The following is a 15,871-nucleotide window of genomic DNA, read 5'->3' on the forward strand; positions in this document are numbered from 1 at the left end:
ATTTTTTATACGTCCGGCCTAAAAGTGTCATCGGCACCGGAAAAACACACCGGGATCTTACAATTCCCGAACTAATAACTCTTATATTTATATTTTCATCAGGAACACACCCCTAGCCCCTCTCAAGAGGGGAACTTAGAGGCCATAAAGAAAAATACCAGATAATTCACAATTCCGGAACTATTTATCCAGTTCCAGGCTGGCCAGGATGAACGGGCCTGTCCCTTTCGGATCATTGGACCTTATTTTTTCGTTGACATAATATTCATAGGTACCATCGCGATACGGATTTCCACCCAGTCCTGCTACGGCACATACCTGTGTAAGGTTTACCACACCATTGTCTTCGACTTCTATAAGGTGGTCCAACACCCCCTGATATCCTTTTTTTGCTACATCCATGTAAGATTGTGGCAGATAACCCTTTCGCACACCTTTGGCCAGGGAATAAATAAACATACAGGAGCCGGAAGCTTCCAGGTAATTGCCTTCCCTGTCCCCTTGATCTGTAACCTGGTACCAGAGTCCGGAATCTTTATCCTGATAATCCGTCAAAGCTACGGCGAGTTGGTTCAGGTATTCGATTAAGTCCTTCCTGGACGGGTGATCTTCGGGGAAGAAGTCCAGTACGTCTACAAGGGCCATAGCATACCAGCCAAGGGCCCTGGACCAGAAATGCGGGGAAGTCCCGGTTTCTTTATCCGCCCATTTTTGCTCACGGCTTTCGTCCCATCCATGATATAACAGTCCAGTTTCCTCGTCCCTTGAGTGTTTTTGTATTTGCTGAAATTGCAGGGCTATATCGTCAAAAGCTTTTTTTGCGGCTTCTCCTTTGTCAAAAGTTTTGGTGTATTCCGCATAGAACGGTTGTCCCATATATAGACCGTCCAGCCACATCTGCCAGGGGTATATTTTTTTGTGCCAGAACCCGCCTTCGGAAGTCCTGGGGTGATTGTCCAGTTGCTTTCTAAGCGTTTGAATGGCCAGGAGATATTTTTCTTCCTCCGTTTTATTGTAAAGATAAAGCAGCGTCTTACCGGCATTGATCATATCTATGTTATACTTTTCCATATCATAGGTAAGTATCTCTCCTTTGGCATTGACCATAGTATCTCCGAAAGCCTTTATATAATCATAATAGGTTTCCTTACCGGTTTTCTTATACAGTTCTTCAAATCCCTTCAAAACCAATCCCTGGGTATAACTCCATTTGGGTTTGGTATGAAAATCGAGTTGCCAGGCTTCGGGAAAACGCTCCATTTCCGACAAGGCCATTCTTTCGGACCATTTGAGGTCTTCAGCAACTGTTTTTGTTTCCTTTTGAGATGCGGTCTTTTCTTCTTGTTTGGATTTACAGGAAAAAACAGCTACTGAAAGTAGCAACAAACAAACGGTTTTTATCAGGTTGATAATTTTCATTCTAAAACGGTTAATCTGGTTAAATTTCTAAAAAACGGAACAGCTACTCCAGCTTCCCTTCGGAATCCAGTTGAGTCAATAGTTCATTCAAATGGACAGTGAATTCTTCCTGGGTTGTAATTCCGTCCTTTTCCTGGTCCCAGGCGGCGAGAAGGTAATACGTTACCGTATCGGCCGGTTTAAAGATAACCAGGTGGTCATGTTCACCTTTAGTGGTTTCTTCGGTTTCCGAAAGCTTATAGAAAACGGCCATTCCAAGGTCATCATCGTCACCCGATAGGGATTGCTTGCCATAAGTGGCGATGTATCCCCATTGTTCACCTTCCTTTTGAAGAAAATCGATATCGTCAAACTTAACGATACCGGTACAAAGACCTTCCACCTTTTCCGAAGGTTTCAGCACGGCTTTCATATAACGTCCGTCGGGATACATGCTGAGTTTGCTTTGCAGATCGATAGTAGCGCCGGGGGTTTCCCACCCGTTGTAATTGATGGTTACCAGGGCTTCATTATCCGTATTTTCGACTTGGGCCGAGGTATTTGCCACAACATTAAAATGATGGGTAGTCCCTTCAACCTGGCGGCCGTAACTACCAACGCCCAAACCTTTGGCAACTTTAAGGACATCCATTCCCCAATCGGCAGGTTCGTGGTAGGAATCGAAACCGTCCTGCCCTACGTAAGGCAACACGAGGGTATCCACTTTTTTTCCCCAGACGTCGATAGCATTACGCCAGTCGAGGTACAGGCGATAGCCCACATTTTTGTTTTCCCAACCCGGGCCTTCGTAACGGATGTACCAGGTGTGATCGGTGTGTTCTTCAGGAACTTCCAGGCTATTAACGTTCTTAAACGTCCCCCCCACGTATTCTTTATGGTCCCGGGGGCCGTCCTGCCATTGACCGCCTTCCTTGATCGAAATTTCGGCATAGACATGTTTTGGTGGAACTGCGACTTTCACCTTTTCTGTTCCGGGTTCTTTTTCTTCTTTTTTTTCCTTGTCTTTACAAGATACTAGAGCTAGTAGAGACAAAACGACTGTGATTTTAAATGTATTCATGGTTTGATCGTTATGATTGAACTTTAAATTCCAAATCTCTCTTCACTGGGATTCTTTGCTTTAGCCTGCCTTGAGCGACAGTCGAAAGGCTCAGAATGATATTGAGGATTGGAATTTTAAAAAAAGGAGCCCATTAAACAACACACTAACCGGGCTCCTTTCAAACACTAAACTTAATTTATAAGAACATGCTATCTGTTATAGCCTTCATTTTGGGTAAATTCACTTTTATTGGTAACGGCATCGAGCTGGGATTGCGGTATGGGCCTGACCTGGTGGAAAGGCTGAATATTAGCCGATGCATCAGGGTTCCATTGCTGTACTCTTTCAATGAGTTTGCCGGTACGCTTAAGGTCGAACCAGCGCAATTGCTCTCCTGCGAATTCTCTCGCTCTTTCATCGAGTATCATATCTATATTCAGGTCTCCTTCGGCAATCTCCATATCCTCTTCATGCCCGGGCAGGGCCGCCCTTCTTCTCACCTCGTTAAAATATTGTACGGCATCGCCCATATTTCCCAGGTTCATTTCCGCTTCGGCGACAATGAGGTACATTTCGGCAAGCCTTATAACAAAAGCATCTCTTTTTCCCTGTTGCTGCGATATGGTCTGACGTGAAGGATCGAGAAATTTTCGCAGGGATACATAACGGTCCCTTACCTGCGGAGCATCATTGTCATTATATGTCCTGCTACGGTCAATAATCGTATAAGGCTTATTTTCTTTCTCTGCATCGGGGATCACGTATTTGGTTGCATAGATCGCCGTATCACCCAGTTGCATGCCTTCCGGGGCATTGCTCAGATTATTGCAATACCAAACACTCTGGAATGTGGCATCGAAACGGGAATCCATTGTTTCGTCAAAAAGGTCCAGTAAATGCGCAGTAGGCATAAACCTTGCAAAAGGACGACCGTTTTCTATATCCCTGGTCATTCCGGGCAACTGGTCATAGGTCATCAGGAAGAACAGGTGGGAGTTATTGCCCCCGTCCCTGAGGAGTATATCCTCATCTTCATCGGGAGTCTCCAGTTCCAGGTTCAGCACCAGGTCGGCCGTAAAATTTACCAGCCATACGATCTCCGGGTTCCTTACATTGTTTATATCCCAAAGATCGGCATAGTTGTCTACCAGCGAAAAGCCATAGTTGTTTATTACATTCTTAGCATGCCGGGAGGCAAGGGCATCTTCACCCCTGGTGAGATACATCCTGGCCAGGAAGGCTTCTGCCGCTGCCCTGTTAGCCCTTCCGTAATCATCGGACGAGGGTGGCAGGTTTTCAACCGCAAATTCCAGGTCTTCGAATATCTGGTCGTAAAAACTGTCTACCGGGGTACGGGTAGCGGTTTCCTGTATATTTTTTACTTCTTCGGTAAAGAGGTGTACACTGCCCCAGGTTTCCACAATATGCCATAAATAGAATGCACGCAGGAACCTCGCTTCTGCCTGGCGAACCGGTTTCAGGTTTTCTTCCAGCGGGGATTCGGGTATGCGCTCTACCGCCGCGTTACAGGTATTCAGCGCAGAATAAAGCCTGGTCCAGTAAAACTCTATGGGATCATTGGCCCCCGACAGGTCGGAGTTATACAATGCAACCGGTGGGTTTTCCATACCGTTACCACGGGTAAAGATATCGGTCCCCGTTTCGGTTAAGGCTATTCCGTTTTCTTTTCCATACCAGAAACGCATAGGGGTGTAACAGGAGTTTACCAGTGCTTCTATACCTTCTAAAGTAGAATAATAGGCGTCGGCGGTAAGTCCGGATTTGTTATCTTCTTCGAGGAAACTTTCGCAGGAAGCAAACACGCCGGCTATAAGTGTAATAAGTATTATGATTCTTAATTTCATCTGTTCATTTTTATTTGTTTTTCAAAGGTCATCCCGATGATTATCGGGAGGAATGCCTAAAGCAAGCACATTAATCGGTATCACAATTTTGCTTATAGGCATTTCATGATTTCCAGCTTTTCTTGAGTTCTTACAATTCTAAATTAATTCCGAATACCAACTGTCGTGTCATAGGGAAACTCAGATTTCCTCCTCTTTCGGGATCATAAGGATCTATTTTGCTAAATACAAAATAATTCTTGGCGGTAGCATAGCAGCGAAGTTTGGCTATCTTCAGGTATTCTGTTACGGACTGCGGAAAGCTGTAGGCCAGGGTAATATCCCGGATCTTTATAAAAGAACCGTCCACATATTGCAGGGTAGAGTAATATTGTGTACTTGCACGACTGGTCCCTGCATCGGGTCTCGGATAGGCATTGGTCGGGTTTTCCGGGGTCCAGTAATCTACTTTCGGGCCGTTTTCCAGGGCATCTACCTTGTAAGAACCTGCAGCTTCACTGATAATACTTTGTCCTTGTCTTGCATATACAAATACATTAAGTTCCAAGCCTCTATAGCTGAACCTGTTGTTAAACCCGAGGGTATAATCGGGTACGGTACTTCCAATGATTGTCCTGTCTTCGGGAGTAATCACTCCGTCTCCATCCTGGTCTTTTACTTTTATATCTCCCGGCTCCTGCCCATAGGATGCCGCCTGTTCTGCTTCATCGAGTTGCCAGATACCCAGTTTTTCATAATCATAGAAAGATTCGATGGGTTGTCCGACAAACCAACCGTTAGCCAGGTCGCGATCTCCTTCCGGAAGTTCTCGTATTTCTTCTTTGTTTGTTGTGAACGTAATATCCGAACTCCAGCCAAAACCATTGTTTTGCGGAACAATATTCATCGTATTGATATAAAGTTCGAGTCCCCTGTTACGGGTCTTACCGATATTGTCCCATGCTGTGCTAAATCCGGAAGATGTAGGTAATGCTCTTTGCATCAAGAGGTCGCTTGTGTTTTGTTGGTACAGGTCAAGAGAGCCTGAAATCCGGTTATTGAAAAAACCGAAGTCCAGACCGACATTGGTCGTTGCCGTTGTTTCCCAGCTTAGGTTATTGGAAGCTATGAGTGACGGGTAATACCCGAATGCCGGGGTTTCGTCCGTACCCTGGTCATAAGCATATGTACTTTTGGAAAGGCTTCCGAGAGTTTGGTATGGTGACACCGCGCTATTACCGGATATACCGTAGCTTATCCGGGCTTTTAACTGTGATATGGTCTGGTTATCTTTTAAGAAATTCTCTTCTTTAAGCACCCAGGAGAATGCCCCGGAAGGAAAATATCCCCACTTGTTGCCCGGTGCGAGTACGGAAGAACCATCTGCCCGCATCAACAGGGTAAAGAGATACTTGTCTGCGTATTTATAATTGACCCTTCCGAAGAAAGAAGCCAGTTGTTTTTCTTCCAGGCTGCTGTTCACCCTTATCTGGGACTGCAGTCCGCCCAAATTGTGGAACAGCATCGTAGCCGAAGCCAGGTCCCTTCCTTCCGCGGTATAATTCTCTTCCGTGGTTTTCCAAATACTGGTACCGAGTAATCCGGATATTTCATGTTTCCCGGTAGTGTAAGTATAATTGGCAAAGTTTTCCCAGGTGGTCCGGTTAAAGGTTCCGTTCTCGGCACTGGCCAGTGACAGTCCGTCCGCACCTACTTCGAGGGTATTGGTAGCGGAAAATATACCTCTCCGGAAGTTCATATGGTCTATCCCGAGCCGGGAGGTGAACGTAAGGTTTTCTATAGGTGTCCAGTCCAGGCTGATATTACCGAAGAAACGTTTGTTGTCTTCATTGTCCGTATAATTTCCGGGCAGTTCATCCACCAACGGGTTAAGTGTAGAGCTATCACCTACGGGAAAAGTAATAAGATTTCCCTCATCGTCATAGGGCCTGCCCAGCGGGCTCATTTTGTTCGCCTGGTTGAGCGGGTCTCTCCTCCGGTCATGGTCTTTCATGGTATACATAATGTTGGAGGAAACTTTCAGGTTGTCCAGCACTTTATGGTCCACAGTCAACCGGCCGCTGTAACGGTCCAGGTTATCATTTTGCAGAAGGCCTTCTTCTCGGAAGTATTCCATAGAGAAATAATATGTCGTTTTTTCAGATCCTCCCGAAATACTTACCTGGTGATTTTGTTGGCTACCGGTACCGAGAAGCTGGTCGGCCCAGTCCGTCCAGATACCGTTCTGAAAATTCTGTAATTGGGTCGGGTTAAAAATATTGGCATCATCTGCCGGACTGCTCCATTCCCCTACGGTCCTTCTGGACTCTCTCCGTAATTGTACCCATTCCGGGCCGCTCATAATATCCGCATATCCTCCCAGGGTCTGTATACTGTAATAACTGTTTACGGAGACTTTGCTCTTTCCGGATCTCCCTTTTTTAGTCGTGATCAATACAACCCCGTTTGCTCCCAACGTACCGTATATAGCGGTGGCGGATGCATCTTTCAGTACTTCCACAGAGGCTATATCATTAGGGTTTACGTCCAGTGTAGAGCCATAGATCATACCATCCACTACTACCAGCGGGCCATTATCGGCATTCAGGGAGCGGTTTCCCCGTATGGAAAAATTAAGACCGGCACCAGCTTCTCCACTGGATTTAGTAAGGTCTACCCCCGGCACTTTTCCCTGCATCGTTTCGAGGGCATTGGTAACGGGTATCGACGTAAGGTCGCGTTCTTTTACAGAAGCAACAGAACCGGTAAGGTCCGATTTTTTCACGGCCCCATATCCGATAACCACAACTTCATCCAATGCCTCGGCATCTTCACTCATCTGCAGGCTAACAGTATCCGAATTCCCGACAGTCCTTTCTTCCTTTTTCAGTCCGATATAAGTAAACATCAGTACCTGCCCCGGTGCGGCGTCAATAGAATAATTACCGTCAAAATCGGTTTGAGTTCCGGTGGTCGTTCCCTGTACCAGGATGTTCACCCCTGGTAACGGCACGCCTTGCTCGTCAGTTATTGTACCTGTAATTGTCTTTTCCTGGGCATGGGCAGATTGTGATAGAAACAAACTCCCCAATAAAAAGAAAGTCCAAACGGTCTTTACAGGCACCATAGAGAATAGCTTACAATTCATTATTGTTAAAAAATTAGTTAGTTAATAGATGATTAAGCATTTTGTAATCGATTGCACTAAAGTATATAAAAATAAACTATCCACAAATTTTTTAGTGTATTTTTTACAAAAAAGACATTTGAATAACCAATTTTTAAACTTATAACGCATTATCTTTACATTTTTCTTCAGATAAATAACTTCAAATAAAGGCTATTATTAGCACTTTTCTTAAAAGGCCGTTCGGCTTTCCGGGAATGTACAGAACAAAAAGGGAGTGAAGGACCTCACGGTTTGAAAGCTGCAAAACAGCAATAAACGTAACCTTGTTTATGCCGGATAGAGTTTAGTATGCAGCTTACCCATCCCCGTTAACCACTTACCGGGTTGCTTTTGATGTCACACCCGGTTGCCTTAGCAGTAAACAGGATTCCGCTTTCATTGTACCGGGAATGGGTGAACGGCCCAAGGAATCCTGCTTGTCGTAAACGGAATTCTGTCAACCGTTTACCGGGTTACGGCTTATTTCATACCCGGATGGGTTTACCGCATAACAGACAAGGGTATAAGCCGGGAGTATTCCGTTTACGGCTCAGGGGGATATATAGGCAGTACCGAGACCCCGGTTTACGGTGCCATGGATAGGTTTAACGGTAAAGGAAAAAGGGGATGAATACCTAAGAAGTTGGGAGAGCGGTCAACCCGGTTGCCTGTGAATGTATGCGCAAATGCAAAAGCGGCAAACTGAGATCAGTTCGCCGCTTACCCGGTTACCTTTTCGGCGTACGGGGCTCGGTTCCGTATATACGTATTCCCTTAAATGGGACTATCCGGGCTTGTCCGGAAATAAAAACCCCAACAGTTTCCACCACCGGAAATGCTTCCGGACGACCCAGCCAAGGATTATAAAAGCCATGACTGCTATGGCCATCAACTACCGGCGCGCGCACCGATATTCATGGGGACGGGGTTCCCGTTCGATGTCCTGGCTTCGCAATGTTGTACTTCTCTGGAATGGCTGCTATACGCAGTTTATATGTTTTCTGCTGTGTATGGCTTCGATGTTGGTTTTGCAATACATCGCAAGCCACATACTATGGAATCACCTTTTCGGCCTGCCCAGGAAGGAGTGGTTTTCTACTCCACATTTACATTAAACCGTAAAACAAGACTATTCAATAGACTTTATAACTGCTTTGGGAGCTTCTTTGCGACTTCCGTCAAAGCCGTCTACTCCACTAACCGTAGTATATTTCATCACATACTTTTTACCGGGATTCACGATCTGGTAAGCACTCTGGCACATCAATGTAGCTTCGTGAAAGCCGCAAAGGATGAGTTTCAGTTTTCCAGGATAGGTATTTACATCTCCTATCGCGAAAATTCCGGGAACATTGGTCTGAAAATCCAGGGCATTATTTACTTTTATGGCATTTTTTTCAATCTCCAGGCCCCAATTAGCTATGGGGCCAAGCTTGGGAGCAAGACCGAAAAGGGGGATAAAATGATCTGTTTCCAGTAGTTCCGTTTCCCCGTCACGGTTCAGGGAAATCGCTTCGAGTTTACCATTTCCATGCAGGGCGGTAACTTCGGCAGGAGTGACCAGGTTTATTTTCCCCAGTTTTTTAAGTTCCTGGACTTTTTCTACGGAATCCAGGGCTCCGCGGAATTCATTACGACGATGTACCAGGGTCACTTCGGAAGCCACATCAGCCAGGAAAATACTCCAGTCGAGAGCAGAATCTCCTCCTCCGGCGATAACTACTTTCTGGTCCCGGTACATTTCGGGGTCCTTAATAAAGTAGGCCACACCATTATCTTCGTATATATCAATACTTTCCAACGGGGGCTTTCTCGGCTCAAAACTCCCGAGCCCGCCTGCTATGGCAATAACCGGAGCATGGTGTCTGGTTCCTTTATTCGTTGTAACGATAAAACTGCCGTCTTCCAGTTTTTCAATGGTCTCTGCCCGTTCTCCGAGGGTAAACCCGGGCTCAAAAGACCTGATCTGTTCCATGAGATTACCTACCAGGTCTCCCGCAAGTACTTCGGGAAAACCGGGAATATCGTAAATAGGCTTTTTCGGATATATTTCGGACAACTGTCCCCCGGGTTGTGGCAGGGCATCGATAATATGACATTTCAATTTCAATAACCCGGCCTCAAAAACGGCGAACAATCCTGTTGGACCGGCACCGATAATAAGTATATCTGTTTTAATCATTGTATAGTAAATTAGGATTTTTCTACTCTTTTCCGAAACCCCGGAAAAATGCGGGCAATACAAATTCTGTCCCTTTACCCCAAGTATAAAGAGAACTTTGTACTGCCTTATCGTGCCCTAACTAACGCCTACTACCTGTTCTATCTGAGGGGCGTACTTTTTAATAGTTGTCTCTACCCCTGCCTTAAGTGTCATATGGTTTACATGACAATCCGTACAGGCACCTTCGAGACGTACTTTAACTAATTTACCGCCATCTATGGAAACAAGAGATATATTACCGCCATCACTTTTCAGAAAGGGGCGGATTTCGTCCAAGGCTTTTTCTACATTCAATTTTAATTCTTCTTTTGTCATCTTTCCATGTTTAAGACCACTGCCGGGAAATTACCATAATCTCCTTCGGGGTCAGCATACTATCTTTTTTTCACCGCCGAACATCCGGCCATTGTTGTTATTTTTATTGCTTCGGTAGCCGGCAGACTTTCGTTACGGCTCACTACTTCCTGCACTACATTCTTCGTCAGTTCTTCAAAGGACGCTTCGAGAGGCGTTGCCGTCTGTAAAGCTACGGGCCGCCCTACATCTCCCGCTTCGCGGATACTCTGCACCAGCGGTATTTCTCCCAGGAAAGGGACATTGAGGTCTTCAGCCAGATCTCTGGCTCCTCCTCTTCCAAAGATATAATACTTGTTATCCGGTAATTCTTCCGGGGTAAAATATGCCATATTTTCCACAATGCCCAATACCGGAACATTAATGCTTTCCTGCTGGAACATGGCCACTCCTTTTCTGGCATCAGCCAGTGCCACATTTTGTGGTGTACTCACCACTACCGCTCCTGTAACCGGGAGCGACTGCATGATACTCAAATGAATATCCCCTGTTCCGGGAGGTAGATCTACCAAAAGAAAATCGAGTTCTCCCCACGCCGCATCAAAGATCATCTGGTTCAGTGCCTTGGAAGCCATTGGGCCACGCCATATCACAGCCTGATTGGGCTGCGTAAAAAATCCGATAGACAAGACTTTGACCCCGTAATTTTCCACGGGTTTCATCTTGGACTTTCCGTCCACCTGGACGGCAATCGGCCTTTCCCGCTCCACATCCAGCATGATAGGCGCTGACGGACCATATATATCGGCATCCAGCAATCCTACGTTAAATCCCATTTTAGCCAGGGTAACCGCAAGATTAACAGTTATGGTTGATTTCCCTACGCCTCCTTTTCCGGAAGCTACGGCTATGATATTCTTGATGCCCGGCAGGGATTTTCCTTTTATCTGTGGCTTTTTTTCCGGGGCCTCTACCTTGAGGTTCACTTTTATTTTTGCCTTTTCGTATACTTCTTTGTGAATAACCTTCAGTATCTCCACTTCGGTTTTTTTCCGTGCCTGTAAACTGGGATTTTTTATGGTGATATCCACCACAATCTCATCGCCGAAAGTCATCACATTGGTGACAGCGCCGCTATCTACCATGTTTGTACCTTCTCCGGGAACAGTTATGGTTTCTAATGCTTTTAATATTTTTTTTCGATCTAACTTCATTAGTGCAGATTCATTCTAAATTAAACTCATTCTAAATTACAAAGATAAGGTTTCGCTTCCATATTTTAAAGCCTTTATATAGAAATACTCAATCCGGAGATAGGCATCCTTTATTTTATGCCGGCAAAACAATCTTTTTAACTTTTCAGGGTTTTTTACAGTATTTACCTATTGCCTTCCGCCGTTTGATCCAGCGCTTCGGAAGGGTCCCAAAAGATTTGGCGGAAATTTGTTATCTGGCTGTTTTCAACCTCAACACCTTCGTTTTCCAGGAGTTGCTGCATAAGATTGGTCCCTTCAAAATGGTGCTTCCCGGTCAGTAGTCCTTTCCGGTTTACCACCCGGTGTGCCGGAACGTCTTCCCTACCATTACAGGCATTCATGGCCCAGCCTACCATACGTGCGGAACGGGCCGTGCCCAGGTACCGGGCTATAGTGCCGTAGGAAGTGACCCTTCCGTAAGGGATTTTCCGGGCTACAGCATATACTTTTTCAAAAAAGTTTTCGTTATCGGGGTTCATGGAAGTATTTTTCGGCTTCAAACGGTTTGGTTTTTCAGGGAGGGGACACCCCCTCTGCCTACGGCATCTCCCCCTAAAGGGGGAGAAATTATTCATCTTTTTAACTCCATTATCAAATTATCCCATTGACACATTATCACATCAGCCCACCTCAAATTCGCTGTAAAAGATACGAATCAGCGTTATAATTACCAAAACCAGCATCAATCCGCTGAGTATGTAGTCCGAATATTTCGTAAATCTCCCTTTACGTTGCAGTCTATTAAAATACACGACATAAATATATAGCGTGGCGAAGGTACCAAGCCCGGCAGCGAGGATAAAAATAAGGATATCCGTTACCTCGAACTTGATCCACCCGGAAACGTTCCAGGCCGCATTAAGACCGCAAAAATACGGAATGGGCAAAAGATTGAGTGTTGATAACAACATTCCCTTGAAAAAACTCTTTCGCTTGCTTACATAGGCGGACCGCATTTTCTTTTCTTTCCTCTTTCTTCCGGTCATAAAAAAATAGACGGCAAAAAAAGCAAATACGATCACCGCCACTTTGAGCAATGTATCAATAATGTGCGGGTTTCTGTAAAGATATTTAGATACCAGCACCCCTATATAGGCCTGTCCTATGACGATGAGGGATGCCCCTACAGAAAACAAAATACCGTTAATCCTGCCTTTTAATGCACTTGTCTTTGCCGCCGTCATATTTATCAACCCCGGGAGCATAACGCCCATGGAAGCCGCGGAAAATGTGGCAAAAAAGAGAATTACTGCATGTGTCATTTTCGGTTGGTTATATTTTCGGGGAATATGTAGTTCCCTGTTATTTTCGTTCCGGAAGGTTTCAGAGCCTGAATTTTATGTACGTTATCGGTTTTTGTTGCTCAAGATACTGTTTTTCATAGAAAGTCTGTATACCGGTCACTTCTTCCGGCGAATATTCATTGCCATACACATCGTGATGTGCATATAGTATTTCGCATCCCAGTCCATGCAACAGGCCCAGCGTATAACCGTGCATGAATTCGCTGTCCGTCTTGAGATGCATAATACCATCTTCCTTTAATATTCTTTTGTATTTCGCAAGAAAATCCGAATTGGTCAGCCGATGTTTTGTCCTTTTGTATTTGATCTGCGGGTCGGGAAAAGTAATCCATATTTCATCCACTTCGCCCTGGTCACAGAACAGGTCAATAAGTTCTATCTGGGTCCTCAGAAAGGCCACATTCCCCAGGTTTTCCTCCAGTGCGGTTTTTGCTCCTCTCCAGAAACGGGCGCCTTTGATATCTACCCCTATAAAATTCTTATCCGGGTATTTACGCGCAAGACTTACTGCATATTCCCCTTTACCGCAACCGAGTTCCAGTACCACGGGATTTTCGTTTTTAAAAACATCGGACCTCCATTTCCCTCTGAGGGAGAAACCTCCGGAAATTATTTCGTCTCTCTCCGGTTGTATAACATTGGAAAAAGTTTCGTTCTCCTTAAACCGCCTTAGCTTATTTTTGCTGCCCACAACAATTATTTAATTTTTTGGCAAAATTAAGGAAATATTTATCTGTTTGGGAAATCCTTATTTTGCAAGTATGAATAACCGAATACTTGTTGCCCCCCTGAACTGGGGCCTGGGGCACGCCACCAGGTGCATTCCCGTCATACGGGCATTGCTGGAAAACGGCTTTTGCCCTGTTATAGCTTCCGACGGCATTGCCCTGGAACTGCTGAAAAAAGAATTTCCCGAACTGGAAAGCCTCTACCTGCCTTCATACCAGATAGAATATGCCAGGGAAGGAAAGTTCTTTAAGCTGAAAATGATATGGGACTCGCCTAAAATGGTCAAAGCCATCGCCCGGGAAAAAAAACTGGTGAAAAAGATCATCCGCGAACAAAAAATACATGGTATTATTTCCGATAACCGCCTTGGGGTATATAACAAAAGTATCCCCTCCGTATTTATAACACACCAGCTCAATGTCCTGACGGGGAGCACTTCCTGGCTCAGTTCCAGGGTTCATCGCAAATTCATACGAAAATTTGACCAGTGCTGGGTCCCGGACGTAGCGGAAAAACCCAACCTCAGCGGAAAACTGGGACACCTCAAAAAAGAATCCATCCCTGTCAAGTATATAGGCCCCCTCAGCAGGCTGCAAAAAAAGGAATTGGACATACATTACGATCTGGCCATCATACTTTCCGGACCGGAACCGCAGCGCACTTTACTGGAAAATAAACTGGCCAGGGAAATCACTGATTACCAAGGCAATATTCTTTTTGTAAGAGGAGAAATAGAGGCAACACAACACATAGAGAAAAAAGATAATATTATCGTATATAACTTTATGCGGTCCGAAGAACTGGAAACCGCACTGAACCAAAGTGCCATGGTACTTTCCAGATCGGGTTACACCACCATCATGGACCTGGTTAACCTGAAAAAAAAGGCCTTTTTTATTCCTACCCCCGGGCAGTACGAACAGGAATACCTGGCAAAACGTCTGCACAAAAAGGGCATGGTACCTTACGCCAAACAAAAAGATTTCCGGATACAAATGCTTTCGGAGGTGGAAAAATACAGTGGCCTGCCCGAACTACCGGTGAACAGCTTTGACTTTTCCGAATTATTCGAATTGTTTACATCTCCAAAGGAAAATTTCGAAGTTTTATAGATCGGGGTTTTAGTTTTGGTGGAGTTTTTTTTGACCTACGGGGGTACTTACGCTATTGGGGAACGATCCCCCTCCGCCTTCGGCACCTCTCCAAAATGGGGAGGGATTTATACATTTTAATTCTGATTTTCGCTTTGGTTCTTTCACTTTTTAACTCATAATCCACAATTATCAAATTATCGTATTGACTCATTATCTTCCACCTTTTCCAGTGTAAAGGAAAATTCGGAGCCGATACCGAAAACGCTTTCCACGTATATTTTTTCATTATGTGCTTCCATAATGTGTTTTACTATGGAAAGCCCCAGACCTGAGCCACCTTCTTTCCTGCTCCCGCTCCTATCTACCCGGAAGAAACGCTCAAACAACCTCGGGATATGTTGTTTTTCGATACCTTCTCCGTTATCCGTCACCCGGACAATTACTTTATTCTTTATCAGGTTTTCGATACTTACCTCCGTCGTTCCATCAGGCTTCCCGTATTTTATGGAGTTGACCACCAGGTTTGTAACCACCTGTTGAATACGTTCTTTATCGGCACGCACCATGATCGGATCTTCATACCCCATATCAAAAGTAAGCGTGATATTCTTTTTTGCCGCTTTCATTTCCAGCAGGTCAAAAGAATTTTCCACCACTTCTACGATATTGAACACTTCGTGATCGAGATGCAGGTCACCTACCTCCAGTTTGGTTATCATATCCAGGTCGCGCACAATGTAAATAAGCCGTTCCACACCCTTAGCTGCCCTTTGAAGATACTTTTTCCGGATAGCCTTATCTTTAATAGCTCCGTCCAGTAAGGTCAGAATATAGCCTTGTACGGTAAAAAGCGGCGTTTTTAATTCGTGCGATACATTGCCTATAAATTCCTTACGATAGGTTTCTCTTACCTTAAGGGTTTCGATCTCCAGTTTCTTACCCTGTGCGAATTTTTCGATCTCCCGGGTAAGCGTTGCCATATCGGTAGTTATGGGCTGCTGGTGAAAAGAAGTGGATTCCAGGAGAGAGACATCGTCATAGATCTTTTTCACCCTTTTGTAAATAAACCGCTCCACCCGGAACTGGATAATAAGAAAACAGAAGAGAAAACTGGCTATGGCGAAAACGGTTAATACCTTCCAATAGACCTCTACAGTCTCCGGCACGGAAAACAAATAGAGCAATAAGCCCACAAAAGCACCGGAAGTCATCGTGATATACAGGGAAGAACGCAGTGCAAACTTATAGGATTTCTTTAATTTTGTAGGCATCTCACAGGATTGATCGTTTCTTCCGTACAAAGAAACGGAAAGTTTTGGAAATACGGATGTTCGGGTAAGCGGGCGTACGGGTGAATGGGTATTCGGAAGACGGATATTCAAGTAGCAAAAAACACTTCCCCTGCCTTCGGTTTCTTCGTTTCCATAGCAATCAGCACAGCGCAGAGTTCTCCCTCTACCTTCGGTATCTTCGTTTCCATGGCAATCAGTACAGGG

At 45.0% G+C, this 15,871-nt stretch carries 12 protein-coding genes; 1 reads left to right on the forward strand and 11 read right to left on the reverse strand.

Annotation, left to right across the window (positions count from 1 at the left end; genetic code table 11):
- Window positions 1–180: 180 nt before the first annotated feature.
- The 10 genes from ACVBDY_RS04195 to trmB form a co-directional block, all read right to left on the reverse strand.
- Window positions 181–1,419 (reverse strand): glycoside hydrolase family 88/105 protein, encoded by a 1,239-nt coding sequence (locus ACVBDY_RS04195; RefSeq protein ID WP_447174215.1) that lies wholly within the window; start codon window positions 1,417–1,419, stop codon window positions 181–183.
- A 43-nt stretch (window positions 1,420–1,462) separates the two neighbouring features.
- The gene (locus tag ACVBDY_RS04200) at window positions 1,463–2,479 is read right to left on the reverse strand and encodes a DUF4861 family protein (RefSeq protein WP_447174216.1); all 1,017 of its coding nucleotides are present in this window, start codon (window positions 2,477–2,479) and stop codon (window positions 1,463–1,465) included.
- A 191-nt stretch (window positions 2,480–2,670) separates the two neighbouring features.
- The gene (locus ACVBDY_RS04205; protein ID WP_447174217.1) at window positions 2,671–4,326 is read right to left on the reverse strand and encodes a RagB/SusD family nutrient uptake outer membrane protein; all 1,656 of its coding nucleotides are present in this window, start codon (window positions 4,324–4,326) and stop codon (window positions 2,671–2,673) included.
- A gap of 130 nt (window positions 4,327–4,456) precedes the next feature.
- Window positions 4,457–7,453 (reverse strand): SusC/RagA family TonB-linked outer membrane protein, encoded by a 2,997-nt coding sequence (locus ACVBDY_RS04210; protein ID WP_447174218.1) that lies wholly within the window; start codon window positions 7,451–7,453, stop codon window positions 4,457–4,459.
- A gap of 1,150 nt (window positions 7,454–8,603) precedes the next feature.
- The gene (locus ACVBDY_RS04215; RefSeq protein ID WP_447174219.1) at window positions 8,604–9,656 is read right to left on the reverse strand and encodes an NAD(P)/FAD-dependent oxidoreductase; all 1,053 of its coding nucleotides are present in this window, start codon (window positions 9,654–9,656) and stop codon (window positions 8,604–8,606) included.
- 117 nt (window positions 9,657–9,773) lie between these two features.
- Window positions 9,774–10,013: a NifU family protein gene (locus tag ACVBDY_RS04220; protein WP_447174220.1), complete on the reverse strand. Its 240-nt coding sequence runs from the start codon at window positions 10,011–10,013 to the stop codon at window positions 9,774–9,776.
- 59 nt (window positions 10,014–10,072) lie between these two features.
- Window positions 10,073–11,206 carry an Mrp/NBP35 family ATP-binding protein gene (locus ACVBDY_RS04225; RefSeq protein WP_447174221.1) on the reverse strand — a complete coding sequence of 378 codons (1,134 nt, stop codon included), beginning with the start codon at window positions 11,204–11,206 and terminating at the stop codon, window positions 10,073–10,075.
- Window positions 11,207–11,370: 164 nt separating this feature from the next.
- Window positions 11,371–11,727: an MGMT family protein gene (locus tag ACVBDY_RS04230; protein WP_447174376.1), complete on the reverse strand. Its 357-nt coding sequence runs from the start codon at window positions 11,725–11,727 to the stop codon at window positions 11,371–11,373.
- A gap of 141 nt (window positions 11,728–11,868) precedes the next feature.
- On the reverse strand, window positions 11,869–12,510 hold the full coding sequence (locus ACVBDY_RS04235) for a LysE family transporter (RefSeq protein ID WP_447174222.1): 642 nt from the start codon (window positions 12,508–12,510) through the stop codon (window positions 11,869–11,871).
- Window positions 12,511–12,571: 61 nt separating this feature from the next.
- Window positions 12,572–13,243, reverse strand: a complete 672-nt coding sequence (trmB, locus tag ACVBDY_RS04240; protein WP_447174223.1) for a tRNA (guanosine(46)-N7)-methyltransferase TrmB — start codon at window positions 13,241–13,243, stop codon at window positions 12,572–12,574.
- A 70-nt stretch (window positions 13,244–13,313) separates the two neighbouring features.
- Here trmB and ACVBDY_RS04245 point away from each other — a divergent pair, with 70 nt between their 5' ends.
- Window positions 13,314–14,393 (forward strand): glycosyltransferase, encoded by a 1,080-nt coding sequence (locus ACVBDY_RS04245; RefSeq protein WP_447174224.1) that lies wholly within the window; start codon window positions 13,314–13,316, stop codon window positions 14,391–14,393.
- Between the two features lie 176 nt (window positions 14,394–14,569).
- Here the strand turns inward: ACVBDY_RS04245 and ACVBDY_RS04250 are convergent, their stop codons facing one another.
- Entirely contained in the window at window positions 14,570–15,646 is a 1,077-nt protein-coding gene (locus ACVBDY_RS04250; protein WP_447174225.1) for a sensor histidine kinase, read from the reverse strand.
- Between the last annotated feature and the right edge of the window lie 225 nt (window positions 15,647–15,871).

It is taken from the genome of Sinomicrobium halophytocola, from assembly GCF_052983395.1.